The sequence below is a fragment of the Leifsonia sp. Ger2509 genome, assembly GCF_055231915.1.
In genome coordinates, this window is record NZ_JBUYVB010000003.1 from 2,911,473 (window position 1) to 2,937,707 (window position 26,235).

At 66.9% G+C, this 26,235-nt stretch carries 20 protein-coding genes; 11 read left to right on the forward strand and 9 right to left on the reverse strand.

Annotation, left to right across the window (positions count from 1 at the left end; translation table 11 throughout):
• The first annotated feature begins 33 nt into the window (after positions 1–33).
• From ACV7NN_RS14105 to ACV7NN_RS14120, 4 genes are all read left to right on the forward strand, one after another.
• Positions 34–558 (forward strand): amino-acid N-acetyltransferase, encoded by a 525-nt coding sequence (locus ACV7NN_RS14105; protein ID WP_463350198.1) that lies wholly within the window; start codon positions 34–36, stop codon positions 556–558.
• A 60-nt stretch (positions 559–618) separates the two neighbouring features.
• Positions 619–1,260 (forward strand): hypothetical protein, encoded by a 642-nt coding sequence (locus ACV7NN_RS14110; protein ID WP_463350199.1) that lies wholly within the window; start codon positions 619–621, stop codon positions 1,258–1,260.
• Positions 1,261–1,316: 56 nt separating this feature from the next.
• Complete coding sequence (locus tag ACV7NN_RS14115; protein WP_463350200.1) at positions 1,317–2,081, forward strand: MBL fold metallo-hydrolase; 765 nt, start codon at positions 1,317–1,319, stop codon at positions 2,079–2,081.
• A 181-nt stretch (positions 2,082–2,262) separates the two neighbouring features.
• A complete protein-coding gene (locus ACV7NN_RS14120; RefSeq protein WP_463350201.1) occupies positions 2,263–3,588 on the forward strand; it encodes a carbohydrate-binding protein in 1,326 nt (441 codons plus the stop codon).
• On the opposite strand, the gene ACV7NN_RS14125 is transcribed toward ACV7NN_RS14120, so the two are convergent.
• On the reverse strand, positions 3,585–6,230 hold the full coding sequence (locus ACV7NN_RS14125) for a DUF7507 domain-containing protein (protein WP_463350202.1): 2,646 nt from the start codon (positions 6,228–6,230) through the stop codon (positions 3,585–3,587). The genes ACV7NN_RS14120 and ACV7NN_RS14125 overlap by 4 nt on opposite strands.
• A gap of 116 nt (positions 6,231–6,346) precedes the next feature.
• Here ACV7NN_RS14125 and ACV7NN_RS14130 point away from each other — a divergent pair, with 116 nt between their 5' ends.
• The 5 genes from ACV7NN_RS14130 (at position 6,347) to ACV7NN_RS14150 (ending at position 14,987) form a co-directional block, all read left to right on the forward strand.
• Positions 6,347–8,905 (forward strand): helix-turn-helix transcriptional regulator, encoded by a 2,559-nt coding sequence (locus ACV7NN_RS14130; protein ID WP_463350203.1) that lies wholly within the window; start codon positions 6,347–6,349, stop codon positions 8,903–8,905.
• Positions 8,906–9,138: 233 nt separating this feature from the next.
• Positions 9,139–12,360, forward strand: a complete 3,222-nt coding sequence (locus ACV7NN_RS14135; protein ID WP_463350204.1) for a DUF5979 domain-containing protein — start codon at positions 9,139–9,141, stop codon at positions 12,358–12,360.
• Positions 12,361–12,440: 80 nt separating this feature from the next.
• Complete coding sequence (locus ACV7NN_RS14140; RefSeq protein WP_463350205.1) at positions 12,441–12,812, forward strand: hypothetical protein; 372 nt, start codon at positions 12,441–12,443, stop codon at positions 12,810–12,812.
• 50 nt (positions 12,813–12,862) lie between these two features.
• Entirely contained in the window at positions 12,863–13,138 is a 276-nt protein-coding gene (locus tag ACV7NN_RS14145; protein WP_463350206.1) for an NINE protein, read from the forward strand.
• A 46-nt stretch (positions 13,139–13,184) separates the two neighbouring features.
• Positions 13,185–14,987 (forward strand): lipase family protein, encoded by a 1,803-nt coding sequence (locus ACV7NN_RS14150; protein WP_463350207.1) that lies wholly within the window; start codon positions 13,185–13,187, stop codon positions 14,985–14,987.
• Positions 14,988–15,006: 19 nt separating this feature from the next.
• Here the strand turns inward: ACV7NN_RS14150 and ACV7NN_RS14155 are convergent, their stop codons facing one another.
• From ACV7NN_RS14155 to ACV7NN_RS14175, 5 genes are all read right to left on the reverse strand, one after another.
• Positions 15,007–15,663 carry a GntR family transcriptional regulator gene (locus tag ACV7NN_RS14155; protein WP_463350208.1) on the reverse strand — a complete coding sequence of 219 codons (657 nt, stop codon included), beginning with the start codon at positions 15,661–15,663 and terminating at the stop codon, positions 15,007–15,009.
• A gap of 83 nt (positions 15,664–15,746) precedes the next feature.
• Complete coding sequence (locus ACV7NN_RS14160; protein ID WP_463350209.1) at positions 15,747–17,903, reverse strand: cell wall-binding repeat-containing protein; 2,157 nt, start codon at positions 17,901–17,903, stop codon at positions 15,747–15,749.
• Between the two features lie 213 nt (positions 17,904–18,116).
• Entirely contained in the window at positions 18,117–18,797 is a 681-nt protein-coding gene (locus ACV7NN_RS14165; RefSeq protein WP_463350210.1) for a GntR family transcriptional regulator, read from the reverse strand.
• Between the two features lie 66 nt (positions 18,798–18,863).
• Entirely contained in the window at positions 18,864–19,028 is a 165-nt protein-coding gene (locus ACV7NN_RS14170) for a hypothetical protein (RefSeq protein ID WP_463350211.1), read from the reverse strand.
• Positions 19,025–19,816, reverse strand: coding sequence for a class E sortase (locus ACV7NN_RS14175; protein ID WP_463350212.1), 792 nt, complete (start codon positions 19,814–19,816; stop codon positions 19,025–19,027). Before ACV7NN_RS14175 ends, ACV7NN_RS14170 begins: the two co-directional genes overlap by 4 nt.
• 95 nt (positions 19,817–19,911) lie before the next feature.
• On the opposite strand from ACV7NN_RS14175, the gene ACV7NN_RS14180 reads away from it, so the two are divergent.
• Together ACV7NN_RS14180 and ACV7NN_RS14185 are read left to right on the forward strand one after the other, a co-directional pair.
• Positions 19,912–20,427 carry a DUF6993 domain-containing protein gene (locus ACV7NN_RS14180; RefSeq protein WP_463350213.1) on the forward strand — a complete coding sequence of 172 codons (516 nt, stop codon included), beginning with the start codon at positions 19,912–19,914 and terminating at the stop codon, positions 20,425–20,427.
• Positions 20,428–20,470: 43 nt separating this feature from the next.
• Entirely contained in the window at positions 20,471–22,678 is a 2,208-nt protein-coding gene (locus ACV7NN_RS14185) for an Ig-like domain-containing protein (protein ID WP_463350214.1), read from the forward strand.
• 562 nt (positions 22,679–23,240) lie between these two features.
• Here the strand turns inward: ACV7NN_RS14185 and ACV7NN_RS14190 are convergent.
• The 3 genes from ACV7NN_RS14190 to ACV7NN_RS14200 form a co-directional block, all read right to left on the reverse strand.
• A complete protein-coding gene (locus tag ACV7NN_RS14190) occupies positions 23,241–24,755 on the reverse strand; it encodes a carbohydrate-binding protein (RefSeq protein WP_463350215.1) in 1,515 nt (504 codons plus the stop codon).
• A 323-nt stretch (positions 24,756–25,078) separates the two neighbouring features.
• Positions 25,079–25,327 (reverse strand): hypothetical protein, encoded by a 249-nt coding sequence (locus ACV7NN_RS14195; RefSeq protein WP_463350216.1) that lies wholly within the window; start codon positions 25,325–25,327, stop codon positions 25,079–25,081.
• A 125-nt stretch (positions 25,328–25,452) separates the two neighbouring features.
• Complete coding sequence (locus ACV7NN_RS14200; RefSeq protein ID WP_463350217.1) at positions 25,453–26,103, reverse strand: GntR family transcriptional regulator; 651 nt, start codon at positions 26,101–26,103, stop codon at positions 25,453–25,455.
• Positions 26,104–26,235: the final 132 nt, after the last annotated feature.

Sequence of the window (26,235 nt, forward strand, 5' to 3'; positions counted from 1 at the left end):
TAAGGGGTGCGCGACGGTCACTAGGCTTGATGCGTGACTTCGACCTCCACGACATCGACGGCCATCCGGGTGCGGCGGGCGCGCACGAGCGACGTCACGGCCATCCAGGCGCTCGTCGAACCGCTTGTTCAGCGGCGCATCCTCCTGGGCAAGGATGCTGTGGTGTTCTACGAGTCGGTCCAAGAGTTCCGGGTCGCTGAGACAGAGGACGGGACGCTCATCGGATGCGGCGCCCTGCACGTCATGTGGCGGGACCTCGGCGAGGTGCGCACCCTCGCCGTCGCCGACGAATGGTTGCACGCCGGCGTCGGGCATGCGCTCCTCTCCCGGCTCGAGGACGACGCTCGCGAACTGGGGCTCACTCGACTGTTCTGCCTGACCTTCGAGGTCGGTTTCTTCACGAAGCACGACTTCGTCGACATGGGCGACGAGACGGTCGATCCCGAGGTCTACGCCGAGCTGGTGCGCTCCCACGACGAGGGTGTCGCCGAGTTCCTGGATCTCGCCAGGGTCAAGCCGAACACGCTCGGCAACACGCGGATGCTGAAACACCTCTAGACACCCGGCTGTCCCGCGTTTTGCCGCGGAATCCCGCGCCTGCGTGGTTACCCTGAAAGCATGTCGACGTTCAAACATCCTGTCGGCCCACAGCCGAGCAAGGTGTATTGGCGCCGCCGGCTGGTCGTCGGTCTGGCGGCCCTGGCGGTCATCGTCGTCGTCATCCTGATCGTGATCCGTCCCGGTTCGTCGAGCGGAGCGCCGACCACGCCGGTGACGACCGCGACCACGGCTGCGCGCCACACGGCGGACCCGAAGAGCACGACCATCCCGACCGATCCGACCACCGCGACCGGCGCGGCGTGCAAGCCGGCGAACATCACCGTCGCCGCGATCACCGACAAGACCAGCTACGGGGCCGCGGAACTACCGCAGCTGTCGATCTCGATCACGAACACCGGGCCGAACGCCTGCAAGATCGACGCAGGCACCAAGGCCCAGGTGTTCACGATCACCAGCGGAACCGAGGTGTACTGGAAGTCGACGGACTGCCAGACCGGCGCAGTCGACGCGGAGGTGCTTCTGCAGCCCGGCAAGACGGTGAAGTCGCAGACGCCGCTGTCCTGGGACCGCACCCGTTCCGATCCGGCGACCTGCAGCGCGAAGCGCCACCCCGTGCCTGCCGGCGGGGCCTCCTATCACCTGTCGACGGCGGTCGACGGGATCTCCTCGGCCGCGACCAAGCAGTTCATCCTGGAGTAACGGTTGCCGGTCCGGCCGGTGGAGTGTAGAACTTCAGGTCGCTTAGGATCGGGACGATGACTGACTTTCGCGTCCAGACGGTGGATACCGGCGTGCACTTCGTCCAGGGGCCCAGCGTCAACTGGGTCATCGTCGAAGGCTCCCGTGGGCCGGTTCTCGTCGACACCGGTTACCCGGGCGATGAGGCGTCGGTGCGCGCGAGCCTCGCTGAGGTGGGCTACCCGGTCTCCGCGCTGGCCGCCATCCTGATCACGCACGGGCACGGCGACCACATCGGGAACGCGGCGGCGTATGCGCGCGAATCCGGCTGCCGGGTGTTCGCAGGTCCGTCGGAGATCCCCAACGTGCGCCGCGAGATCACTGAGCAGGTGGGTCTTCGCGATGTGCTCCTGCACCTCCACCGGCGGGGGGTCGCGAGCTGGACACTCCACGCCGTCCACGCGGGTGGGAAGCGCGCCGAACCGGTCCTGACGGTCGAACCGCTTCCCGATGAGCGCGAGGTGCTGCTCCAGTCGATCGGTGTCGACCTCCTGCCGGTGTGCGTCCCCGGCCACACGCAGGGCCACACCGTCTACTACCTGCCCGCTCACGGCGCCGCGATCGTCGGCGATGCGCTCGTCACCGCGCATCCGACCAGTCCCCACGAGGGAGGCCAGCTGCTCCCGTCGATCTTCCATGCCGACCCGGCGCAAGCCTCCGAGTCGCTGGCGATCCTCGAGCGTCTGGAGGCGCGACTCGTTCTGCCCGGGCACGGTCCCGTCATCCAGCATCCCCTGGCTGAACTCGTCGAGGATGCTCGAAGGACTCCGCCCGCGTTCTGAGCGAGACGCGCGCGACTATCCGCCGTGCCATCACCACGGCACGGCGAGAACGGCGACGGGCTCGACGGATCCGGCGTGCGCGATGCTGGTGTACTGTTCTATACGTAAACACATGATGTGTAACATTTTAGATCTGGTACCTCAATGTACCCGATGAACCAACCAACTGACTGGAGAAATCATGAAACGGGCCACGACCCCAGCGCTCGTCGCCGGGGCCCTGATCGGGCTCACACCGACCGGCCTCGCCGCCCAGCCTGTGCAGGCACAGACGTTCGGCGGAAATGTCGGCTTCGACTGGGCGATCAGCGGCGCGCCCGCTGCCGGACTCGAAGACATCACCTTCCCGACCCGACTGGGACCGAGCACAGCTCACCTGGCCGGCACCTACGTCGCCCGCCAATTCACCTTTCTGAACCAGCGCGACGTCGGTTATATGGGCATCCAGCCGAGGCCCGACCAGAACGGCACGCCCCGGTTGCACGGCACCTTCTCGAGCTTCATCTCCGGCACCACGAGCACCGACACGGCCCACTGCTCGCCGGGTGCCGACGGAGGCGCCGGAGTGAGTTGCTCCGTCGAATTCGACGCGGACTACTCGCACGAGTTCGACATCACGGTCAGTCGCGCCGGGCGCGACACGTGGACAGGAACGATCGTCGACACGACCACGGGTGTACGGACCACGATCGGCACATACACCGTTCCCGCGGGCAGCGGACTTCTTCGCGCCAGTCAGGTGGGATTCGTCGAGAACTACAACCACCCGGGACCGGGCTGTGAAAGCATCCAGAAGATCGACGTCTGGGTCGGAGCACCCCGGACATCCCTGAACCTGGCATCGACGACGACCCGCGCCCACGAGTACGGCGAGTGCGTCGGAAAGGCTTCGTACTCTGCCGAACAGCTCGCGGACGGCATCCAGGTGACCCGTGGAAACTACGGTTCGCCCGCCGCGCCTCCGGTCGTCGCGCCCGACCCGGGCACTCCGGGCACCACGACTCCGGCGGGGGACCTGGACGCGTGCGCTACCGCCTGGGAGGCGCGGAAGGTCTATATCGGAGGGGATACCGTCAGCCGGGAAGGCCACAACTATGAGGCGCAGTGGTGGACGGTGGCCGATCCCCGGACAGCGGTCGGTCCGAAGTACAGCGGCAAGCCCTGGATCGACGAAGGCGCCTGCGGCACTCCGTCCGGCGCGAGCACCCCTGCCCCCGAGACCGGCGGATCGGCGCCGGACGTGACCGTAACCGAGCCCGGCGGAAGCGGAGCGACTCCGGACGGGCCCGGCACCCCTACCACGACGGAGCCGACGGAGCCCACGGCGCCGCCGGTGCTTCCCGCTCCGGCCGCGGGCGAATGGAGCCAGAGTGCCATCTATACGGCCGGTGACCGGGTCACCTACCACGGCGTCACCTACCGGGCGAACTGGTGGGTCACCGCCGCCGATCCGGCATCGCACTCGGGCGGAAACGGCTCGGGCCAGCCCTGGACGGCCATCGGCTAGCGCCGGCTGGAGTCCGCCGAGGAGGAAGCGCGGCGGCGGCGGATGATGAACGCTCCCGCTGCAACGACCACCAGAGCGGTCGCGGCGGCAGGACCAGCGTCGGTCCCCGTCGCCGCGAGCTCCGCCTCGGCCGGCGCTGCGATGGTCACGGATGCGGTCGCCGCGTTCGAGACGATGGCGGTACCGCGCGCGTCGACGGCGCTCGCCGTCGCGGTGTTCGTGATGCCGCCGTTCGCGGCATCGGCGAGCGTGATGGTGTGGGGGAGCGACCGGCACTCGGTGATCGCCTGCGGTGCCAGTGTGGTGGCCCCGCAGGCGATCGCGCCCGCGGTGGGATCGGAAACCGCGATGTCGGAGAGGGTGATGTTCCCCGTGTTGCGGAGCACGAACGACCAGGTCACGGCGTCGCCCGCGTCGGTCGCTCCGGTTCCGTTCGCGTCGACGACCTCGCTCGACTTCGTCAGCTCGAGTGATGGATGGGCCGGAATCGGCAGCTGCAGAACGGCCACATTCGAGGTGGTCGTGACGGCCGAATTCGGAGCATGCCCGACGGCCTGCGAGCTGTTCTCGAACGTCGCGGCGTCGACATCGGCCTGAGCGACTGTGTAGTCGGCGGTGCAGGTCATGGACTGGTGCGGCTGAAGGGCAGTGAGGGGGCACGACACCGGCGAGAGTGCGCCGGCGCCGGTGAAGCCGAGCTCCTGGACGGCGACGTCGTCGAGTTCGAAGGCGCCGGAGTTCGTCACGACATAGTGATACTGGACAGCCATCCCGGCCTCAAGGGCGACGACCGGCAGTCCACCCGACGTCGCTGTCTTCGTCAGAGTGAGCGCTGTCGGAACGACGGTCGCGGCCGGCGATGTCGCGGTTCCCCCACCGCATCCGGTTGCGCAGTCCGTGTCAGTCGGGGTGATCGTGGCTGTGTTCGTCGCTGTTCCGACCGCCGTCGCCGTTCCGGTGATGATGAATCGCACCGAGCCGGAGGTCCCGGGGATGGTCATCGTGCCGGTCACCGTGTTCCCCACGGCAGTCGCCGTGCAGACGGCTGAGCCTGCCGGTGTGCAGGTCGCCGAGTCGACCGTCACGGACGGCGGAACGATGTCGCTCAGCGTGGCGGACCCGGAGGCGAGCCCGGAGTTCCGAACGTCGACGGTGTACGTCACAGGCTGGCCCGGCGCGAATCGTGTTGCGCTGACCGACTTGGTCTGAGTGAATTTCGGTCCAGCGACGGCGAACTGCGCCGTGGCCGAATTGTTCGCGGTGTTCGTGTCGGTCACGCCACTGTCCTGCTGGACGGGGCTGCCGTTGGGGCCGACGGTGTTGTCGGTGAAGTCCGTAGGGATGACCGCCCTGTTCGTGTAGACGATCGGCGTGGCCGTGGAAACGATCGTCGCCGTTACGGTGATCGTCACCGACCCGCCTGCTGGGGCGGCCCAATCCGCAGAGACCACCGGTCCCGTCCCCGACGCTGTCACGCAGGTCGCGCCCGGACTGGGTGCGCACGTCCACGCGATGCCACTGAGCGGAAGACCGGACAGGTCGTCGAAGACGCGCGCGACACCGGTCGGCGGGTTGCCGATCGCCGACGGGCCGTTGTTGCTGGCGGTGAGTGTGAACGCGATCGCGTCGCCGGGCAGGAACATCCCCGCCGGCAGCGACGGGTTCCCCGGTGTCGACGCCGAGAGCGACTTCGTCAGGGCGGCGTCCGTCAGGGCCGAGACGCGGATTCCGCGGATGTCGTGGTAGTCGGTCGCTCCGGCCGTGGAAGCCCCGAACCCGAGTTTCAGCGTAGGCGGCAGCGGGATCTGGCCGGGAGTGTTCGACAGGTCGACCGAGAAGACCTGGCTCAGTGCGCCGAAGGGTTGGCTCTTCTCCGCGAGCGGGCTGATGTCGACGGTCACGGTGATGGCGCCGCCTGAGGGCAGGATGGTCACCCGGACGTGCCGGTAGAGCGACGTCGGGTCGACGGCGGGATCGGTCCGGGACCCGCTCTTTCCCGTCCAGAGATTCGGGACCGCCGTACCTCCCGCCCAAGGGTAGTTCGCGACGGCAGGGTCGGTACAGGGCTGGGTTCCTGACCCCCGAACCCCGACGGTGGACCGACTGGGACTCGCGGTGCCGCCGTCCGCAAAGGTCTTGGGCACCGAGTAGTTGCCGAAGATGTCGAGTCCCACGCCCAGGTAACCGCCGACGACTCCGCACACGGTCTGGCTTCCGGCGTATCCGAGCCCGCCCCCGAGGCCGCCTGCCGAGACGGAGGAGCTTCCGTCGACCAGGTACATCGACATCCCGTCACCGGTGCTGCCGGACTGTGTGGCCCCGCCCGCCTGTCGATAGTCGAAGTCGACGACGAACCCCGTCGACGAGGGGAAGGCGGTGTCGTTGAGGATGTTCGCGCCCTGGTTGGCGCCGGCGTTGGTCAGGCGGAGCCACTGATCCGTCGTGTAGGTGTTGCCCGTGGCGCCCGCGCCCGTGATCACGCTGGCCCAGTTCGGATCGGACGTTCCTGGAGCGCCGTTCGTGTCGTCGATGATCGGGAACGGCGGGATCGCCTGAGCGGGCCCGGCGAGAGCGCCGACCGCGAGGACCCCACCGCAGACGGCCGAAATCGCCGTCAGCGCGAGCATTCGCTTCCAGTTCATGAGACCCCCATCGGACCCTGATCGCGTCTTTCATATTGTGTCCCAGAGGCACTTCACGCTTTATGAGAATTCTCGAAGAATGTCACACGCAGAACTTAGTGTGTAACATATTGGATGTGAGAGAACGAGAATCGCCCCTGTGGGAGCGCGAGACAGCCGACGCGTTTCGCTTCGCCATGAACGGCATGAGCGTCGAGATCGTGGGTCCGCGACTGTCCGGCCGATCTGTCATGCTCGGCCGGCTGGAGACGCTGTTCCAGCGCGCCGGCCTGAAGGTGGTGCTGATACGCGGAATCGGTGACCGGCTGCCGCTCGAAGCGGTACGCCTCGCCGTGCCGGAGCGGACAACGAACGGAGCGCAGTCCCTGTCCCCGGCCGGGTTGGTCGGACGCCTGCGCGACGCCGGACCCTCGGCGGTGCTCATCGACGACGGCGACAGGCTCGACGGTGCATCGTGGGGCGTGATCGAACTCATGCACAAGTCGCTGGGGACGCCCATCATCGTGGTCTCGCGGAAACGCGTGGGAAGCGACCAGGACCAGCGCTCCCTCACCCGGTTCGCGCATCCCGTTGCTCGGCTGACCGTCGGTGACCTGCCGCTCGACGGCATCCACGACATCCTCGTGGACCGGCTGAATGGCTCGGTGGCGCGCTCGCTGAGTGGACGCATCCACACCAAGTCGGCCGGTAATCCCGGTCTCGCGCTGGCGCTCGCCGACTCGGCCATCGAGTCCGGGCGCATCAGGAAGTCGGGGCAAGCCTGGGTCGACGCCCCCGATCTCTGGTCGCACGATCTCGACGTCGTGTACGAGTCCCTGCTCTACGACCTCGACGCCCAGGCGGTCGAAGCGCTCGAGATGCTCGCGCTCATGGGGACCGTCGAGCTGGACACCGCGCGGGATGTGGTGGGCGGAGCCGGCATCGAAGAACTCGAGCGGCGCAACGTCGCGACGGTCTTCACCGCCCAGGGACGAATCCTCGTCGCGATCACACCACCCGGCCTCGCCGACTACTTTCAGCATCAGCCCGTCACCGCGCGCCGGCTGCGCATCGTGAACTCGCTGGAGGGAGCGTGCGATCTTCGTCGTCAGGCAGGCACAGCGCGGGGGCTCGCACCGTCTCTGAACGGTGGAGGGAATGACAGCGCTGCGTTGCCGCTCATCGCCCGGTTGGTCACCGACACGCACAAGGCGGGGTTCGAGGCCGCGTTCCTCGAGTGGCGGACGACCCGTTCGGTCGCAAGTGCGAACGCGGTCGTGAACCTGCAGATCGCCGGAGGGCCAGAAGACGCAGTCGTGCGGCACGTCTTCGACGGAACGGACCTGCACGGATCCGACCCGCGGGACGACCTGACATTCCGCTATCTGCGCGCACGATGGGGCCTCATGAACGGGGAACCCGTCGCATCCTGCCTGGAGACGCTCGTTCAGGGCTGCGCCGACGACTACCCGTTCCGGAACGCGCTGGATGCGATCGGGGTCGCGTTGACGATGGAGCAGACCGGAATCCGTGCCGAGCACGAACGGTCGCTGGTCGCCCTGGTGTCCGGCATCGGCACCAATGGGGATATCGCCCGCCTCGCGCTCGCCTACCTCTACATCCTCACGAGTCGGGCCACAGAGGCCTTCCCGCTGCTCGATGTCGGGCTGAGTGACCCGTCGCCGGTACTCGCGACCCAACTCCAGGTCGCGTACGGGTTGGCGCTGTTCGGCAGCGGCCGCCTGGATGAGGCGGTGGAGTGGTCGACGTCTCACGCTGCACGCTGCGTGTCGGACGACGAGCGGATCGCCTTGACAGGACATTCGTACGTGGCGGTGATGGCGCTGGCGACGCTCGGACGATACGACGATGCGATCGCCGCCTCTCGCGTGGCCCTGAGCGCGAACATCAGTGGGTCATGCCTGCTGTTTCCTCCGGACCACGCCCTCATGTCGCTGCTCGCGTTCGTCTCGGTCCAGACGGGTCGGGATCGGACCGCCAAGGTGTTCCGTGAACACGCGGCAGCCCTGCGGGGACGGGGTGCGGCACTCCCTTTCGCCCACGAAGCTGTTGTCGACGCGGCCACGGCGGCCGCATCCGGTGACGCCGCCCGTGCCGCGAGGATGTATCGGGCTGCGGCCGTCGAGCTCGCGGACAACGGTTATCAACTGGCCGCAGACGGATGCACGATGCGCTCGATTCTCGCGGACTTCGACCCGGACGCGGCCTGCACATTCAGGGCCCGGGCGCAGGAGATCGGCGGAGACCTCTACGGCGACTTCATCGCCGGGCTCGAGGCGAGCGACCGGGGGGACGCGGACACGCTCGTCGCGATCGGCCGGAGGCTCCGGCGACGCGATGCTTCGGACGAAGCCCTCCGTTGCCTGACGAACGCGGTCAAGATCTATCGCGACAGCGACCGGAACGCGGAGGCGGATGCGGTTCGCGTCGAGATCGGCGCCCTTCTTGAATCACGGGACGCCCAGCGCCTGGGGCCGGACCATCGTGCCACCCGGTTCGGGCTCACGTCGAGGGAGGCGGAGATCGTCGGCTACATCGCCGCGGACCTCGGCAACATCGATATCGCCGATCGCCTCGGGATCAGCACCAGGACCATCGAGACGCACCTGCGGAACATCCGGAAGAAGACCGGCGCGGTGCGGCGCGAGGACATCGCCCGCTTCGGCGGCGCATAAGCGTTCGGTCCGTGCAACGAAGGAGGTCGGTTGTTGCCGGCCTCCTTTGTTCTGGAATATCACACTCATATTGATCTGCTAACATGTTACGCAACGGGTGTGACATGTTAAATAAAAACATGCCCCCGGAACTGCCACGCGCGACCCGACGGAAGCACTCCACCTGGCAGCTACAACACACAAAGGGTTCAGCGGCGCACGGCGCGGCGGCCCTACGATCGAAGGAAAATGCATTGAGCATCCCCCAAAAGAAGCGGCTCTGGAGCGCCCGCAAACCCATCGGCGCGCTAACAGCCGCAGCGCTCTCCCTCACCGGCGTCGCGGCCCTCGGGCTGCAAGCCGCGCCCGCGTCGGCCGTCGAGGGCGGCAAGTCCCAGATTGTGGACTCGTGCCCCAACCCCGGCGAGATGCCGCTCGTCAGCAACGTGGTGGGGTACACCGACAACAATGTCTCGGTATTCGCCGGGGGCAACTACCTCGCCACCGGTGACACGGCCGAGGCCGAAGGGCTCATGGTCGTCCAGGGCGACGCGACTTTCGACGTGCCGAGGGACTACTTCAACATCGGCGCCGTCGGAGCCGGGTCCGGGATCGCCCCGGCCGGCGGAAGCGTGATGCTCGCCGTGGGTGGCGATCTCAGAGTCACTCCGCCGACCACGCTCGAGCTCGGCTTCGGGATCGGTGGCGGCCTCGTCAACGTCGGTGGAACCGCCACAGGCAGCGTCTCTCCCGCTCACGGCCTGACGCAGAACCTGGGCAAGGCTGAAGCTCTCGCGCCGAACGCCGACTTCCAGAAGGTGATGAACGCCACGAGCGCCGACATCGCGAAACTGGCCTCGACCGGAACCGTTTCGGTTTCCGTTTCGCCTTCCGGCAAAGCCGCGACTCTGACCTCGGAGGGCGGGGCATCCGGCTGGCAGGTGTTCTCCATCCCAGCGAGCCAGCTCGACGGGGCGAAGGAGTTCCACTTCACGGGTCTTCCTGCCGATCCGAGCGTGCCCATCGTGATCAACGTGACCGGCAAGGAGAGCGTGACACTCGAGTCCACGGGCTTCTACTTCGGGGCCGAACGGGTCGATGACCTCCAGTCGCCCGACTTCGGCAACGCTGCGTCGCGCATCCTCTGGAACTTCGTCGACACGCCCACGCTGAATCTCGCTGAAGGCGGACAGTTCCTGGGTTCCGTGCTCGCTCCGCACGCTGACGCCACCGTGCACCTCAGCACGAACGGGCGCATCCATGTCGGCGGGAACCTCACCTACAACGGCGGCCAGAACGAGCACCACAACTACCCGTGGATCGGGAAATCGTGCACCGTCATCCCGACGGGGAGCTTCTCGGTCGAGAAGCGCCTCGACGGTGAAGCTGCCGGTCTGGTGGACAAGAACACCACGTTCACGGTGAATTACTCCTACGACATCGACGGTGTCCACACCGAGTCCTCGATGTTCGTGAAGGCCGACGGCACGGCGGTCAACGGACCGGAGAACCTCCCGGTCGGCACGGTCGTCTCCTTCGCGGAGGACGACATCCCGCCGCTCACCGGTGTCGTGTGGAACGGCATCCAGTTCAGCAAGAACCCGATCACGATCGGGGACGGCACGACGACGGCGGTCGTGGTGACGAACACGGCGGACGCGGAAAAGGTCCCCACCGGAAAGTTCTCGCTCACGAAGAAGATCATCGGTGAGGCTGCGACCAAGGTGGAGGCGAACACCGCGTTCACGGTGGAGTACGCATACACGATCGACGGCGTTCCGACCACGAGCGACCTCACGGTTCTCGCCGACGGCACCATCACGGAGTCGCCGGAGCTTCCGGTCGGCACGGAAGTGACCTTCACCGAAACCGGTATCCCCCAGGTCGAAGGTGTTGCGTGGAACGGAATCACGTTCAGCCCGGACAAGATCACCGTCGAGAAGGACAAGACCGTCGAGGTCACCGTGACGAACACCGCCGACAAGGACGAGCACATCGGCACCTTCTCGGTGAAGAAACAGCTCGTCGGTGACGCTGCCGGCAAGGTTCCGGCGGACACCGTCTTCACGGTGCGCTACGACTACACGGTCGACGGCGTGCCCACGTGGGACACCATCGAGTTCCTCGCTGACGGCGAGGCCGTGACCGGCCCGAACCTGCCCGTCGGAACGGAACTCACGTTCACCGAGATCAATCTTCCGAAGATCGAGGGCGTCAACTGGAACGGTATCGACTTCAGCCCGAAGAACATCACCATCGCCGAGAACACGAACGCCATCCTCGTCGTGACCAACACGGCCGACCCGAACGCAGCTCCTGAGCTTCCGGCGCCCGGAAGCTTCACCGTGCAGAAGAAGGTGGATGGTGCGGCAGCTGGTCTGGTCGACCCGAACACCGCGTTCACGGTGGAGTACGCCTACGAGATCGACGGTGAGCCCACCACAGGAACGCTGACGGTCAAGCCCAACGGAGAGATCGTGAACGGTCCGGAGGAACTTCCTGCCGGCACGGTCGTCACCTTCACCGAGGTCGGCATTCCGCCGGTCACCGGTGTGGTGTGGGGCGGCATCGACTTCAGTGTGGACTCGATCACGGTCGAGAACAGCGCGATCACGATCGGCGAGGGCACAGTCACCGCCGTCGTCCTGACGAACACCGCTGACGCTGAGGAGATCCCCACGGGGGGCTTCTCGGTGCAGAAGAAGGTCGTCGGTGAGGCGTCCGAGCTGGTTCCCGCCGATACCGCGTTCACGGTGAAGTACGTGTACACGATCGACGGCGTCCCCACGTCGGGCAAGGTCACGGTCCTCGCTGACGGCACCGTCGTGGAGGGTCTCAAGAACCTGCCGGTCGGAACTGAAATCGAGTTCACCGAGATCAACCTTCCGAAGATCGAGGGCGTCATGTGGAACGGTATCGACTTCAGCCCGAAGAACATCACGATCGCCAAGGACACCATCGCTCAGGTCGTCGTCACCAACACCGCCGACTCGAGCGTCGGCCCGGAGGTCCCGGCGCTCGGCACCTTCTCGGTCCAGAAGAAGGTCATCGGCCAGGCTTCCGGCCTGGTGGACCCGAACACGCAGTTCACGGTGAAGTACGCCTACGAGATCGACGGTGAGCCCACCTCCGGCACCCTCACGGTTCTCGCCGACGGCAACTCCGTCAACGGGCCCGAGGACCTGCCGGTCGGCACGATGGTCGAGCTCACCGAGATCGACCTCCCACAGATCGCCGGTGTCGTCTGGAACGGCATCGACTTCACCACGACGCAGGTCATCGTCGGTGACGAGAGCGCTGACGTGGTTCTCACGAACACCGCCGCACCGAGTGCAGGTGGCGAGACGCCGGATGAGCCCATCGTCCTGGCCCACACCGGTCTCGACATCAGCGTCGTCCTCGCGGCAGCAGCGGCTCTGATCGCGCTCGGCGGGCTGGTGCTCGTCATCCGCAAGCGCCGCTTCGGCAGCAACTGACCGTAAGCAGCATCTGACGTGAGGCCCCGGCCCCCGGGGCCGGGGCCTCACGCACACACACTTCACCGACAGGGACACCGATGAACCTCGCCACGTCACAATGGCCGCTTTCGCTTCAGCTGCTCGCTGTCTGCGTTCCGGTCACCGCAGCGTACCTGCTCATTCTTCTCGGCCTGTTCCTCAGCCGACGTGCCAGCAACACCACGACCGATCCGAAGGGTGACGATCGCGAACGCTGCGCGGAGACCACGCCGACAGCTGTCGGGCCGACCTCTGCGCAGACTGACGCGGGTCGTCGCGCGGCGACCACCACAGCCGGGCGCGGCCCACGCACCGAACGACCGAGCCTCGACTCCGATCGCCGGGCACGGCACCGCGGTCAGCCCCAACAGTCCTACTACGCCGGCGTGCGCCGCATGGAACTCGACGAACGATTCCGTCGGCACGCCTAGCGAGCGACGACGTCGCCTCGCCATCGACTCGAAGAGACAAGGAGATCCTGATGCGAACCATGGACAAGGGAACGGTAGGTCCACACTCTGTGGGGTGCGGCCTTCCACAACTGGACCCGAAATCGACGACCCGAGCCTACCTTCTGGTACTGCTCACGCTGTTCGGTGTCGCGGGCATCCAGCACTTCTACCTGCGCAACTTCGAGCGCGGCTGCCTCTGGCTTGTCACCTTCGGGTTGTTCGGCATCGGCATCCTGGTGGACCTCGTCACCCTTCGGCGTCAGGTCCGCCGTGCGAATGTCGTGCGGCGCCTCGGCCTCGCCTAGGCCGGGAGGGTTTTGCGACTCCTGAATCGGAAACGAGGATGGAGTCATGATCGAGAAGGGTGCCGTTCGAAATCCAGCCCAGCGCCTGCTGGGCAGAGTGCCGTCGGGGGTGAGGCTCGCGATCGCGGCCGTCACGCTCCTGCTCGGGTTGGTGGTCCTCTTCCGGCCGACGACCTCCCTGGGCGTGCTGGCCCTGCTGGTCGGGACCGGCCTCGTCCTGACGGGCGTCCTTGACCTGATGGATGCGATGTCGACCGACCGAGCGTCTCGTCGCTTCGGTCGATCCGCCATCGCCATGAGCGCGCTGTGGATCGCCGGCGGCGTCTTCGTCCTCGTCTTCCCCGGGTTGACGGTTCGCCTCGTGGCCGTGTTCGTCGGCGTCGGGCTGGTCCTCAGCGGTGCGCTTTCGATCGCCCGCGCGTTCGGCGCCGATCGCTCGATCGACGCACGGATCGCGGATGCGGCGTTCGGTGGCGCGGGCGTCGTGTTCGGCGTCCTTGCGCTGCTCTGGCCGGACATCACACTCTTGATCGTGTCGATCGCCTTCGGTGCGCGCCTGGTCATCGGTGCCGTGCGGCTGGCCTGGCGGACCATCCACCCCACCCCGGCGAACCCGTCGAACCGGCCGCGTGGCGCGTTGCGGAGGTGGGCGACGACCTCGGTCGCGGTCGTGACCGTCCTGGCCGCGGTCGCTCTCGGGTTCGCCAGCTACGCGATCTCGTCGGGGTCGCCGGTCGTCGACGACTTCTACGCGGCACCGCGGGACGTGCCGAGTGCGCCCGGCCGACTGATCCGATCTGAGCCGTTCACCCGCGATGTACCGTCCAATGCCGTCGGGTGGCGCATCCTCTACACGACGACGCGTGGCGATGGCACCGCCGCGACGGCGAGCGCTCTGGTCGTCGTGCCCAGTACCGGGTCCGGACAGTGGCCGGTGATCGACTGGAATCACGGCACGACCGGGTACGCGCAGAACTGCGCTCCCTCGCTGCTACCGCATCCGTTCGAGTCGGGTGCGCTGTTCGTGCTCCCGAATGTCATCGACCACGGGTGGGCGCTCGTCGCAACCGATTACATCGGCCTCGGGACGCCGGGCCCGCATCCATATCTCGTCGGGGTGGACAGCGCTCACGCGTCGCTGGATGCCGTGCGGGCCGCCCGAGAGCTGGCGGCGGCGGATGTGGGGGACGAGACAGTCGTCTGGGGCCACTCCCAGGGCGGCGGGGCAGCCCTCTGGACCCGCGCGCTCGCGAAGGACTATGCGCCGGATGTGCGCCTCTCCGGCGTCGCCGCGCTGGCGCCGGCAGCGAATCTACCCGCCCTCGTGGGCAGTCTTCCCCAGGTGACCGGCGGCAGCATCTTCGCCTCGTTCGCTTTCGCCGCGTACGCGTCGTACTATCCGGACGTCACCTGGCGGCAGTACATCCGCCCGGGTGCCCAGGCGACCGTGCGTGCCATGTCGCAGCGATGCCTGGCGGAGCCGGGTGCGCTCGTGTCGGTGCTGAACGCGCTCAGTCTGAGCAGGGACCCGCGGATCTTCGCCGAGGACCCGAACACGGGGGCGTTCGGTAAGCGGCTGGAACAGAACATCCCACCCCCGACGGTCACCGTTCCGGTGCTGATCGCCCAGGGCTCCGACGATTCGCTGGTCGTCCCGTCGGCCCAGCACGAGTACGTCGTGCAATCCTGCGCCGCGGGCGAATCCATCGATTATCGGACCTACGCGGGCCTGAACCACGTGCCGCTCGTTGAGAAGGACTCCCCGCTCATCCCCGGGCTGCTGACGTGGACCGCGGATCGCTTCAGAGGGGCGGGCGTGGCGACCGGGTGCCGATCGACCGACGAATAGTGCGGAGTGCGCCTTCCGGTCAGCGACCGCTCGTTGCAGGCAGCTGGTAGATCGCCTCGACGGCCGACGCCGCTCCCATGACGTCTCTCGCGCGCGTTGCAGCCGACAGGCGCTGGAACTCCTTCGTGGCGGCGGCGGTGTCGACCAGCGTGTAGATGCTTTCGCTTCGCGCCTTGAAGGTGAGCCCGTCGATCGTGTTCTTGCAGATCTGGATGAGCTGGGGGTTGCCGCAGTTCTCGACGTAGATGGAGAACATGTCGACAGCTCGAGGGCGCGTCGCTGCTTCGTCGCCGCTGTTGAGCAGAGCGCAGATCTCGTCGATCTCGGAGGCGATCCGGTCGACGGTGGCGTCGTCGAGCAGGGGCACGGCGAGCCGCACTGCCCCGGACAGGAGGATGCCAAGCGCATTCATGGAGGTGATGGCCTCGGACGCCGAGCGATCGCCGACGCGGGTGAAACGGTTCGGGGAGGTCTCGACCAGGCCCATGCGGGCGAGCTCGCTCATGGCATCCCTGATCGGGGTGCGCGAGACGCCGAGCCACTTCTGCAGTTCGTCGTCGTGCAGGATCTCGCCAGGCTGGAGCGTGCCGTCCATGATGGCCGCTCGGACCTTGTCGCGAACCATGTCGCGGAGGAGGACCCGCGCCGGCGCGTTCTCGTTGGAAGGTACCGGCATCGCTGAACTCCTAAATGTTACGTCTAACGTTTGGCCACATAATACCCCAGCCCTGCCGCAGCCCTGCCGCCGCCCCGTGCGACTCATCGGCAGACGGCGAGGGCAGCGACCGCCGGCGAGACGACCCCGGTTCCTCCGACGATTACCAGGTTCGTGGCCCGAAGTCGCGCGATCTCCTGCATGACAGCCGGAGGGATGCACGCGGTGCGGGTCAGGAGCAGAGGGGAGCCGGATCGCGCGGCCAGGGGTGCCACGGAGAGTCCGTCGGGGAAGTCGGTCCCGGCCGCGAGGTACACGGTGTCGGACTGGGGATGGAGGCCGGCCGACACCGCCGCTGCCGTGCCGTAGCGGTCGACAGCCGACCAGCGCTCGACCCGCATCCCTGCCCCCGTCAACGAGCGCACCACACCGTCGCTCACCGCGCCGGCTCCGCCGGCCACCTCGACGGTCGTCACCTTCAGCGATCGCAGGAGGGAGAGCGTCGCGGCGTCCGCAGCTGCGGCACCGCCGTCGACGAGGACGACGGGTGCACGGATGCCGGCGGAGGATGCTCCGGCGCCGAGCGCATCGGGGAACAGGCGGCCGTCGACCACGAACGCGACGGCCGACGTGCTGAACGCGCGGTTGATGAGCGCGCGGGAGGTCGCGTAGCGGTCTTGTCCCGCATCCCGGACGACGACGGGGGCGAGGCGCTGGAGGGCCACGAAGACCGCGGCGGAGACGACTCCCGTGCCGCCCGCGACGACGATCCGCTTCGGGTGGAGGCGCTTGACCTCGTCCGTCGTCTCCCGGGGGAGGGCGGTCGGTGCGGTCAGCAGTAACGGTGCGCTCAGCTCGGCGGCCGCGGGGCCTGCGGCCAGCGCGTCGGGGAAGCTTGCCCCGGATGCCACATACACGACATCCGCCGAGCCCGGGAAGGCCTTCTTCGACACTGCCACCGCGCTTGCGTAGCGATCGGGCCCCGAGAGCCGCGAGACGCTGAGACTCCCGGTGACGGTGATCTTCGTGCAGGAGAGTCTTGTGGACGACGTGCGTGGGTAATCGCGGACCGAGACGCACACATCGTGAACCCCGTTCGCGGCTTTCACCGTGATGTCGAAGCCGCGGGGCCCGAAGTTCGCCAGGCCGTATTGCTGGTTGATGTCGCGCCGCTCGACGGTCGTCGGCCCCGAGAATGCGACGACGCCGTCCACGGCGACGACCGTCGTCGATGCTGTCGACTGGTCCGGGTCGAAGGCCCATCCCGTCACGCGCAGGTCGCCGCTCGTGTCCTGCGTCACCGACTCGACTTTGCCGACCGGAGCATTGTCGCGCCCCAGCACGGCCAGACCGGCCAGATCACCCGCGCCGAACTGCACTGCCTGGTACGAGGATTCATGCATCACCTGCTTGCGGCCGGCGATCTCGGTCTGGTTGTGGCTCAGGCCGAGAGCGTGCCCGATCTCGTGAGCGACGACATGCCGTTGATAGTCCGCCGAGTATTTGTCGACGGCGGGGAAGACCCACGCCTTGCCCGCGAGCGCGATGCTGTCCGTCCCCTTCGCTCGCTGGTTCTGGGCATAGCTGGCACCGCATCCGACCGAGTGCTCGGGGCAGAACGACGGGACCGCGGCGTCGGAAGCGAAATACAGCTCGTGGTCCGTCGGAAACTGGGGCATCGGCGAGTAGCCGCTCTGGATGGTCAGGTCGGCCACGCCCGCCGCCCGGAGTTCTGCGGCGATGCCGCTCAGGATCGAGCGGTAGTGCTCGGCGCTCGGCGATGCAACGAGCTTGACCGTGTACGCGTACGCGTTGGCGGCCAGAGGGGGCGTCAGCGTGTAGCCGAGCGGGAGCGAGCGCTGCATGGCGCCCGGATGGAGGGGCTCTCCCGTTGCGATGTCGAGAACGAGCCCGCCCTCGTCGATCTCGTCGGGCTCGGTCGCGTCGGGCTCGGTGGCGTCGGGCTCGGTGGGGTCGGGCGCGTTGGGCTCGGTCGCGTCGGGTTCGATCGTGTCGGGTTCGGTCGCATCCGGTCCCGAACCGGCAGCCGGCGCGGGCGTTGCACGGCCAGGTGCAGACGGTGCCGCGGTTTCCGGAGCGCCTGGTGCGTCGGGAGCGAGCGCATCCATGTCCGCGGCGCTCGCCGCCACGGTCGTCAGCTCACCCACGACCGGCTCCGCGGCCTGCGCCGGAATCCCCGTCATGACCACGCTTGCAACAGCAAGGGTCGCCACGAGGCTCATCTTCGTTTTGAGTGACACAGGTGAAGGCACTTCGGCTCCTGGATGGATCGAGCTGAAAAGGGATACTGCGACGGGCAGCGGAGGTCAGCTTACGAAGCCGCGGTGCGCCGGCACGTGCGCAGAGGCCCAAGTTCCGTCGGCGCCGAGCCGGTTCTACGGGCTGGACCGCGGTCGTCTCTGTGTCACGCGTAGACGCAGGCGGCCTGCTTGGTGAGAGGGCGTCGAGATCGGCTAAGCCGCTGCGTCCTTGGCCCGGATCGCCTCGGCGAGCTCGGCAGCGAACGATCCGAGATCACGAGCCGCCTCGGCGGTTTCCGCCGCCTCGATCGCGCTGAGTGCGGCAGCGATCTTGGTCGAACGGTCCGCATCGGTCGAAGGAATGTCGAGGGCGCCCGCGAACAGGACCCGAAGGGGCTCGAGCGTGCCGACGGCCGCGTGGAGGATGGCCGGCGCTCCGGCCGAGAGACACAATGATTCGGCGATAGTGACGAAGGTCTCTGCGTCACACGTGCAGGCGTCCTCTCCGGGCGCGCAGTCGCGCTCGCAGGCCTGCAACGAGCGGATCCCCTCCGAAGCCGTGGTGCGCACCTCGGACGTTGGAGACCAGCCGTCCGTGAGAACGGCCCTGCAGAGATACGACGCCAGCAGCACCCGATCGGCCATGTCGCTCCAGCTCCAGGACGCGACATGGGTCGGTCGATTGGGCCGCATGTCGATGAAGCCCAGTGCGGCCAGTCGCGAGAGGGCCTCTCTCAGCGGGGTCCGGGAGACGCCCCATTCATCCGTCAGCTCGGCGATGTCGAGTCTTGTCCCCTCAGGGAGCGATCCGTCGAGGATCTGCTGCAGCAGCCGGTCGAAGACGGTGTCGCTCAGCAGCTGCCGTCGGATGCGGCGGTCGGTTCCCGGCCTCATGTTCCCTCCAGATTCACAGGTGACCTACATGTTACACAGGAATCTGATATTCAAGGGACATGCGCGCTACTGCCCGACGGATCCTCCTTGTGTGCCGAGCATCCCGTCGATCCACGGAAAGGCCCACGTCACGAGAGCGAAGAGCGCGGCCAACGACACAAGTGCCGCGATCGCAAGTCTCACCCCGATCGGTCCGGGGATCAGCGACCACAGGAATCGGTACACGGTCACGCTCCTTCCGCGGCGACGGCGGCCGCGATCTCTGGGGGGACCTCGAGCGTCGGGCTGAACTTCTCGAAAACGGTATAGGCGATGAGTCGTTCCCCTGCGTGGAAGGGGGGATTGCATGTGGTGATCGTCATCAGGCGGTCGAAAGGGGTCATGCCGGGCGCCTGGGGGACCGGACCGACGACACCGATGGCGTTGGGCTGCACGTAGGAGAGATTCCGGAACACGTAGGTGTACCACCCGTCCTTCGTCTGGATGTAGATGCGATCACCGAGCCGCAGCTTCGACAGGTCGATGAAGGTGTTCCCCCAGCCGCTGTCGTGTCCGGCGATGGCGAAGTTGCCGAGGTCGCCCGGCATCTGCGTGCCTTTGTAGTGGCCGACGCCGGCCTTGTAGCTGTTGAGGACCTTCCCCGTATCCACAGTCTGCCGGATGGTCCGTGTCCACGACTCGCCCAGCCGTGGTGCATAGATGACGGCGAACGACTCATAGTCGGCCGGTTCGGCCAGAACCGGGATCTCGAGCGGTGTGGTCTGCTCGTGTGGCGAGGCGGTCTCGTGCTTCGCGGCGTCCAACCACTTCTGGCTCAACGCCGTGGCCGCGTTCGTCTGCTGGCCGGCGAGCACCATGCTGTTCCACCAGGTCTGCCACCCGAAGAAGAGCAGGGTCAGCACGCCCACCGTGACGAGGAGCTCGCCGGCGACACCGCTGACACTCGCGCGGTGTCGTTTTCGGCGTGGGCGGAGTGGAGGTGGAGCTTGATGCGTAACATTTTGGATATGAGCAGACACGTGTAATATGTTTGCATTGCAATATGAGAGTTGCCTTAAAGGTCGCTCCCACACAAGCCCCTACCAGCGGACTGACCGCGCCCGACGGAGACCCGATGCGAATCCCCCACCGACCACGACGGCTCACACAGACGCTGCACCGCAGCGCGATCGCCGTCACGGCCGCGAGTGTGATTGCAGCGGTCGTGACGGGATGCGCGGGAGTCGGGGGCACGACCGTTCCGACGGCTGCTCGCGGCACTGGCGCGCCTGCGGTGCCGTCGCCCGCTGCGACGAGCATCCGACTGGTCCCCGACGGCACCGCCGCCGAGAACCTCCCCTTCTTCGACCAGGTGAACCGCGCCGTGCTGGCCGCCAACCCGGACGCACGAGGGCGCGACCTGGTCGACGGCCTGGTCGCAGCCGGCTTCCCGAAGGATGCGATGCAACTGACCGCCGACCGGACGACGATCGACCTCCAAGCGAATTCGATCCAGTTCTCGGTGCAGTTGGGGGAGACCTGCCTGATCGGGCAGAACGGCGAAGACTCCGCCGGCTATCGCAGCATGGCTGCGCCGGCCCTTGCACATGGTCAGTGCCTCGTCGGAAAGACGCGCCCGATCGACTGGTAGCCCGCGGGCACCAACGCTTACACGAACCACACGAGGAAACACCATGAGAATCCGCCCTGCCATCGCAACCGCGATCATCGGGTCCATCGCGCTCGCCGCGGTGTCCGGCCCGATCGACGCCGACGCCGCGAGCCCGACCACGACCGATCATCCCGTCAGCATCGTCGCCACCACGGCGACCGGCGGCTCCGCGCACACGGCGCTCATGGAGAAGCAGATCCGTGAACAGTTCGCGAGCGTTGCCGACTACTGGCGGAACCAGTCCGGAGGGCTCGTCAACTTCACGCTCTCATCGCTGACCTGGGATGACCGCCCGGCGACATGCGGCGCGACCACAGCCCAGAAGACGGCCGCTGTGACACGGGCCGAAGCGGGCTCGGGCTTCACGCCCGCGGCCAACCATCACTTCTTCTACCTCGTGGCAGCAGGGTGCACGGCGGGCTCGGCGTCGGGTCACGCGATGATGGACACGACAGGCGCACAAGGGGCCTGGCTCCACGTCGAAGAAGGCGAAGTCGGGCACGGTGGCGTGTGGGCGCACGAAATAGGCCACAACCTCGGCCTCAACCACGCGAACCTGCTGCTGTGCGGCGACAACGCAGCGGATGGCGAGCTCACCTCCCGGGGCGGCACCTGCACGAGCAAGGAATACGAGGACAGCGCGGACCTGATGGCCTGGAGCACGCCGAAAGCGTTCAAGGACCTCTCGACGCCGCGCGCGATCGACCTCGGGTTCATCCCACGGAGCGACTACGACAGCGTCACCGGCAGCGCACAGCGGGATGTGTCGATCTCGACCCGTGACATCCTGTCGGGCAAGCGCGCGGTGCAGGTCACCGATCCCATCTCCCTCCGCACTTACACGGTCGAGCTCGCGACGCCCGACGGCTACGAGAGCGGAACGCCGTCCTTCGAGGCGCCCGGCAACACCGTCAGCTACGACGGCGTCAGGTACCAGAAGGGCTGGGGCGTCCGCATCCTGCGCGAAGACGACAACAGGTACAAGGGAACCTGGCTGCTACCCGCGCCGGCCGGCGCGGACGGGGTCCGGCACTCGTGGTGGGACCCCGGCATGACCTTCACCTCGCCCACCGGAGGAGTCTCGATCAGCGTGGTCGAACGCACGGCGACGACGGCGACGATCCACGTCAGCACGCGAAGCAATACGCAGGCACCTCAGCCGCCGGCCGGGCTGGAGAGCGACGGGTCGACGGTGACCGGTACAGCCCAGCCCGCATCCACGATCACGGTGAAGGATCGCACCGGCGCCATCGTCGGCTCTGCGAAAGCCGATGCCGCGGGCGCGTTCACGGTCGAGTTCGCGCGAGAGCAGCCGAACGGGGCGGTCCTGTCGGTGATCGCCACGGACAAGGACGGGAACGCATCGACGCCGATCCAGGTCGTTGTCGTTGTGGTCGAGCCGGATGTGCCGGGCGTGCCGGATGTCGTGGTTGAGCCGGATGTGCCGGGCGTGCCGGATGTCGTGGTTGAGCCGGATGTTCCGACCGAGCCGGATGTCGCGATCGAGCCGGACGTCCCCGGTGCCGTCTTCCCCAGTACGACGCTGCGAGCGGACGACGACCGGAACACCATCGATGGCCTGTCACCGGAGTACATGTGGTCGGTCGACGGTCAGAAGACCTGGCATCGGGCGACGGGGCACGACCTGTTCCCTGGCTGGAAGGACGTCGTCGTCGCCCGGTATGACGAGGACATCCTGAGGAGCGTCCCCTGGACCTCGAGTGCAACGTTCATGTTGCCGGGCGCGCTCGTCGAGTACAACGAGAAGCTCTACACGAATTCCTGGTGGACTTCCGGCGACAAGCCGGGCACGGCCGACGTCTGGAAGCCTGCCGGCAGCGCCAACGCCGACACGATCGCCGCGTTCCACTTCTCGCCGGGGGGCGAGCACGATCTCACGGTCGACGAAACTACGCGCACGATCAGTGGACTGACCTCCGCCCACATGTGGTCGACCGATGGTGGCGCGTCGTGGCACAGGGCGTCGGCGAGCAGCGCGTTCACCGCCGGTCAGACGGTCGTTGTCGCGATGTACGACGAGGCGATCGTGAACACGGCCGCCTGGGATCCGAAGGCGGTCTACCTGCTTCCGGGGAACGCCGTCCGGTACGAGGGCACGATCTACCGGAACAACTGGTGGACCGTCGGCGACAAGCCCGGATCGGGCGTGTGGACGCCGACCGGCAGCGCGCAGCCGACACTCGTGGACACCTTCACGTTCACGAAGTAGCTCCGGCACAGACTCCCCTCGACCCGATGGACCGATCATCGGGTCGAGGGGAGTTTTGCTGTACCCGATCGGATCCGCGGGCCGTATGTGCGGCCGCCCTGCGGTGACGAGCTCTTGGCGAGTGATCATGATCCTCGCTGACGCAGTGCGGATCGCGCGTTCTGGCGCGTGTGGCGTCGAAGCCGACCTCACGCGGCCGGTCCAGCGGCGGGCGGCATCCAGATAGTCCTCGCCCACGCCGAGCTCGTGGAGGGGGCACTTTCACCGGACCGCGGCCACCTCCGGGCTCGAAGGCTGGATCGTTCGCCAGGGGATCCCCGGCGAGAGGCCAGGGGCATTGTCGCTGTCGGCGCGACCGCTGATTACCCACGCCATGGTCGACGACGTGCCGAGCGAGGGCTTCCTACGACCAGAGCTCGGAGACGCTCGTGTGGCCCGTGATGACGACGTGAGGAGCGGGTAGTCCACCGAAAACAGGGAATGCCCTGGACATCGGATGATGTCCAGGGCATTCCCGCGGATTCTTGGCGTCACGCGTGATCGTGTGGCGCCGAGCGTGGTGCTACTTGAGCCCCTTCACGAACTGTTTGCCGAATGCGAATGCGGCGATGTCGACGCTGTTGCTATTGGATTCCGAGTGCGATTTGTGACTGGGGGTGTCCCGATCGACCGACCAGAAGTGGACACCTGCGAGGCCTGCTGACTTCGCATATGCCGTGATCGTGTCCACGTCCGCGAGCGAGGTGATCTCATCCGGGGAATCGTTGATGCCGATCATCGGGGTGATCTCGATCTTGCTCGCCGGAATATGCTCGTTGTGCTCGAGGTTCTTGACCGCCTGGATCGCGGACTGGCCCATGTCGCACTCGCCGGGTGCGCGGAGCGCGCAGTTGGCGGCAACGGATGTCGTGTAATCCATCGTCATGAGGTTGACGGTGTAGTTCTTCAGCCCGCTCGCCTTGATCGCCGCGATCGTCGGTTTACCTGTGTCCCAGTTCAGTCCACCGTAGGAGCCATCGCTGGCGGCGAGAGACTGCAATGTGAACGAGAAGCGCAGGTTCGGGTACGCCTTCTCAGCACCGGCTGCGAAGTTCGCGAGGTTCTCCACGTCCGCCGGCGACTGTCCTGCTTCGATGTCGAAGTCGATGCCGACGAGGTTCGGGCTGGAGTAACGCTTGATGAAGTCATTCATCCCGGCCTGCGAGGAACAGGTGAAGGCGCCGTTCGAGCCGCCCGTGGAGATGATGTAATCGACGTTCGCCTTTCGGAGTTCCCCAATTCCGTTGAGCATGTCGGGTCCCGTGTAGCCTCCCCACGACTCCGATCCGCATTCACCGGTCGCGAATGCGAGTGTGAAGGCCTTCGTGCCCGTCTTCTCCGCGTACGATCCGGGGCCGGCGAGAGGGATCTGCTTGCCATCCATGATCGTGCCGAACAGGTGGTTGGTCCAGTCCATCATCTCCATGCCGATGTCCTTGTAAGGGCTGTAGATGAACCCGCCTGCGGGGCCGCCGGTCTCAACGTCGATGCCGGTGTCGGTGCCGACATCCGTTCCCGTGTCAGTGCCGTTGTCCGTGCCGTTGTCGGTGCCGTTGTCGGTGTCGGGGATCGGCGTCGGGGTGCCGGGTGCCTTGTCGCCGACGACCGTCCACGGCTTGCCGGAGCCTTCCGGGCCGGCGTGGGTGCTCGGCGCCTCATTCTGGCTCCACCAGTTGGCGTGGTAGAGCACGCCTTCATAGTTGACGATTTCACCGCCGAGGTAGACCCGGCTGTCCGACCAGTCCGGTGCGTCGGCGGTGGTGCCGGGGTTCGTCGGAGTGGTGGGCGTGGTGGACCCGTCGCCGCTGCATTCGCCCTTGTCCAGCCAGGGCTGGCCGCTGTAGAGGGGACCGTTGGCGGCGGTCGGGTCGGCTGTGGTCCACCACTGCGAGGCCCAGTTGTGGCCGGCGCTGCTTGCGGTGTCGCCACCCTGATAGACGGCGCCGCTCTGCCAGGCGGGCGCACACGGTTCCGCAGCGCTTGCTGCGGGGCCGGCGAACGCGACGCCCACGAGGGTCGTGCCGATCGCCGCGGTCACAGCAAGCGCCCGATGGATTGATTTCGATGATTTCACTGGTGATGCTCCGGATTGTGAATCGGGGGCGGCCTCCGACCACGTCGCATCCATTCACGCGATGCGGCCTTCGGAACACCCAAATGTTGTACGTAAGCGCATAAGTCGCTCAGGACCAATCGTTGGGGACGGGAAGCCCTCTCTACGGGGTTCTTCCGCGAATCTGCGCGTTCCGCACTCAGCACGTATGTGTCTCGCGAGGCTGGCCGATCGGCGCATCCCTCAAATGGCGAACTCGCCGTCGAATCATCGACAGCGAGTCCAGTGTGGGCGGATCGGCACGGTCGCTAGGCGGCCACCCGTGCGTGATCGCCTCGCGCGCGGTCATTTTTTGCAGCCCAGTTGCGGTAGTCGACTGCGCCCATCCTGAACCGCGTAAGCGTCAGGATCTCCGCGTCGTCTGGGCGGGTCGTCCGGGCGGCGTGCTCGGTGAAGGCTGTGATGATCGCTTCGAGCAGTTCGGCGCGCTCGACGACCGAGTCGGTCTGACGCAAGAGGATGTCGAGTGCCCTTTCGAAGATGAAGCCGTTTTCCATTGCTGAGTCCAATCTCGTCCCGTCGTCTTCCGCACGTAGCGTGGAACACCAATATGTTAGATGTTGGATCTGAGAGTTGTCTCGAAGCGGCTCGTAGCAGTGGCGCCGTCGCTGCGCGGGTGGGGCTAGCCCTGCGGGAGTTGGTAGAGCCGCTCCACCGCGCGGGCGCCCGCCTCACCGTCGCCCTTCGTGGTTGCCTCACGGAGGGCGTCGAGGTCGTTCGCGAAGTGGTCGAAGTCCATCAGGGTGGCGGCACGCTCGACGCGCAGTTTGAAGGAGAGCCCGTCGATGGTCTGGTTGCAGATCCGGATGAGCTGCGGGTTGCCGCAGTTGGTGATGTAGGTGCCGAACATCGGGACTGTCGATTGGGCGAGGGTGTCGAAGTCGCGCTTCCGCGCTGCTGTCGCGAGTGTCTTGAGCTCGCGGGAGAGGTCTTTCTTCGTCGCGGTGTCGAGGAGGGGGATGGCGAGGCGCACGACTCCACTGAGGATCACCGCGAGCGTGTGGTACGCCGTGAGCGCATCCTCTTCTTTGGGTGTGGCGACGCGGGTGTAGCGGTTGGGCACCATCTCGACGAGGCCGGTGGTCGCGAGTTCTTGCAGTGCTTCGCGGATCGGGCGGCGGGAGATGCCCAGCCAGGCCTGCAGCTCGTCGTCTCGAAGGTCTTCGCCGGGCCGGAGCGTTCCGTCCATGATCGCGTCGTGGATGCGCTCGAGTGCGACCTCCCGGAGGAGGACTCGTTGACGGGGCTCGCCTTCATTGACAGGGATCGGCATGACACTCCGGGGATCTGAGGCTGTGAATCGTTCTAGCGTAACGAACGATCGCTTCGTGGACAGGTTGGCGCGGGCGCGGCGTCGAGCTGAGCCGATGCAGGTTCACAAGGCTGCGTCGAGGTGAGCCGATGC

Bases quoted from the DNA above. Each gene is read 5' to 3' on its own strand.
- ACV7NN_RS14110 (WP_463350199.1), top strand. From the start codon at position 619: ATGTCGACGTTCAAACATCCTGTCGGCCCACAGCCGAGCAAGGTGTAT.
- ACV7NN_RS14115 (WP_463350200.1), top strand. From the start codon at position 1,317: ATGACTGACTTTCGCGTCCAGACGGTGGATACCGGCGTGCACTTCGTC.
- ACV7NN_RS14120 (WP_463350201.1), top strand. From the start codon at position 2,263: ATGAAACGGGCCACGACCCCAGCGCTCGTCGCCGGGGCCCTGATCGGG.
- ACV7NN_RS14125 (WP_463350202.1), bottom strand. From the start codon at position 6,230: ATGAACTGGAAGCGAATGCTCGCGCTGACGGCGATTTCGGCCGTCTGC.
- ACV7NN_RS14140 (WP_463350205.1), top strand. From the start codon at position 12,441: ATGAACCTCGCCACGTCACAATGGCCGCTTTCGCTTCAGCTGCTCGCT.
- ACV7NN_RS14145 (WP_463350206.1), top strand. From the start codon at position 12,863: ATGCGAACCATGGACAAGGGAACGGTAGGTCCACACTCTGTGGGGTGC.
- ACV7NN_RS14150 (WP_463350207.1), top strand. From the start codon at position 13,185: ATGATCGAGAAGGGTGCCGTTCGAAATCCAGCCCAGCGCCTGCTGGGC.
- ACV7NN_RS14155 (WP_463350208.1), bottom strand. From the start codon at position 15,663: ATGCCGGTACCTTCCAACGAGAACGCGCCGGCGCGGGTCCTCCTCCGC.
- ACV7NN_RS14165 (WP_463350210.1), bottom strand. From the start codon at position 18,797: ATGAGGCCGGGAACCGACCGCCGCATCCGACGGCAGCTGCTGAGCGAC.
- ACV7NN_RS14180 (WP_463350213.1), top strand. From the start codon at position 19,912: ATGCGAATCCCCCACCGACCACGACGGCTCACACAGACGCTGCACCGC.
- ACV7NN_RS14185 (WP_463350214.1), top strand. From the start codon at position 20,471: ATGAGAATCCGCCCTGCCATCGCAACCGCGATCATCGGGTCCATCGCG.
- ACV7NN_RS14195 (WP_463350216.1), bottom strand. From the start codon at position 25,327: ATGGAAAACGGCTTCATCTTCGAAAGGGCACTCGACATCCTCTTGCGT.
- ACV7NN_RS14200 (WP_463350217.1), bottom strand. From the start codon at position 26,103: ATGCCGATCCCTGTCAATGAAGGCGAGCCCCGTCAACGAGTCCTCCTC.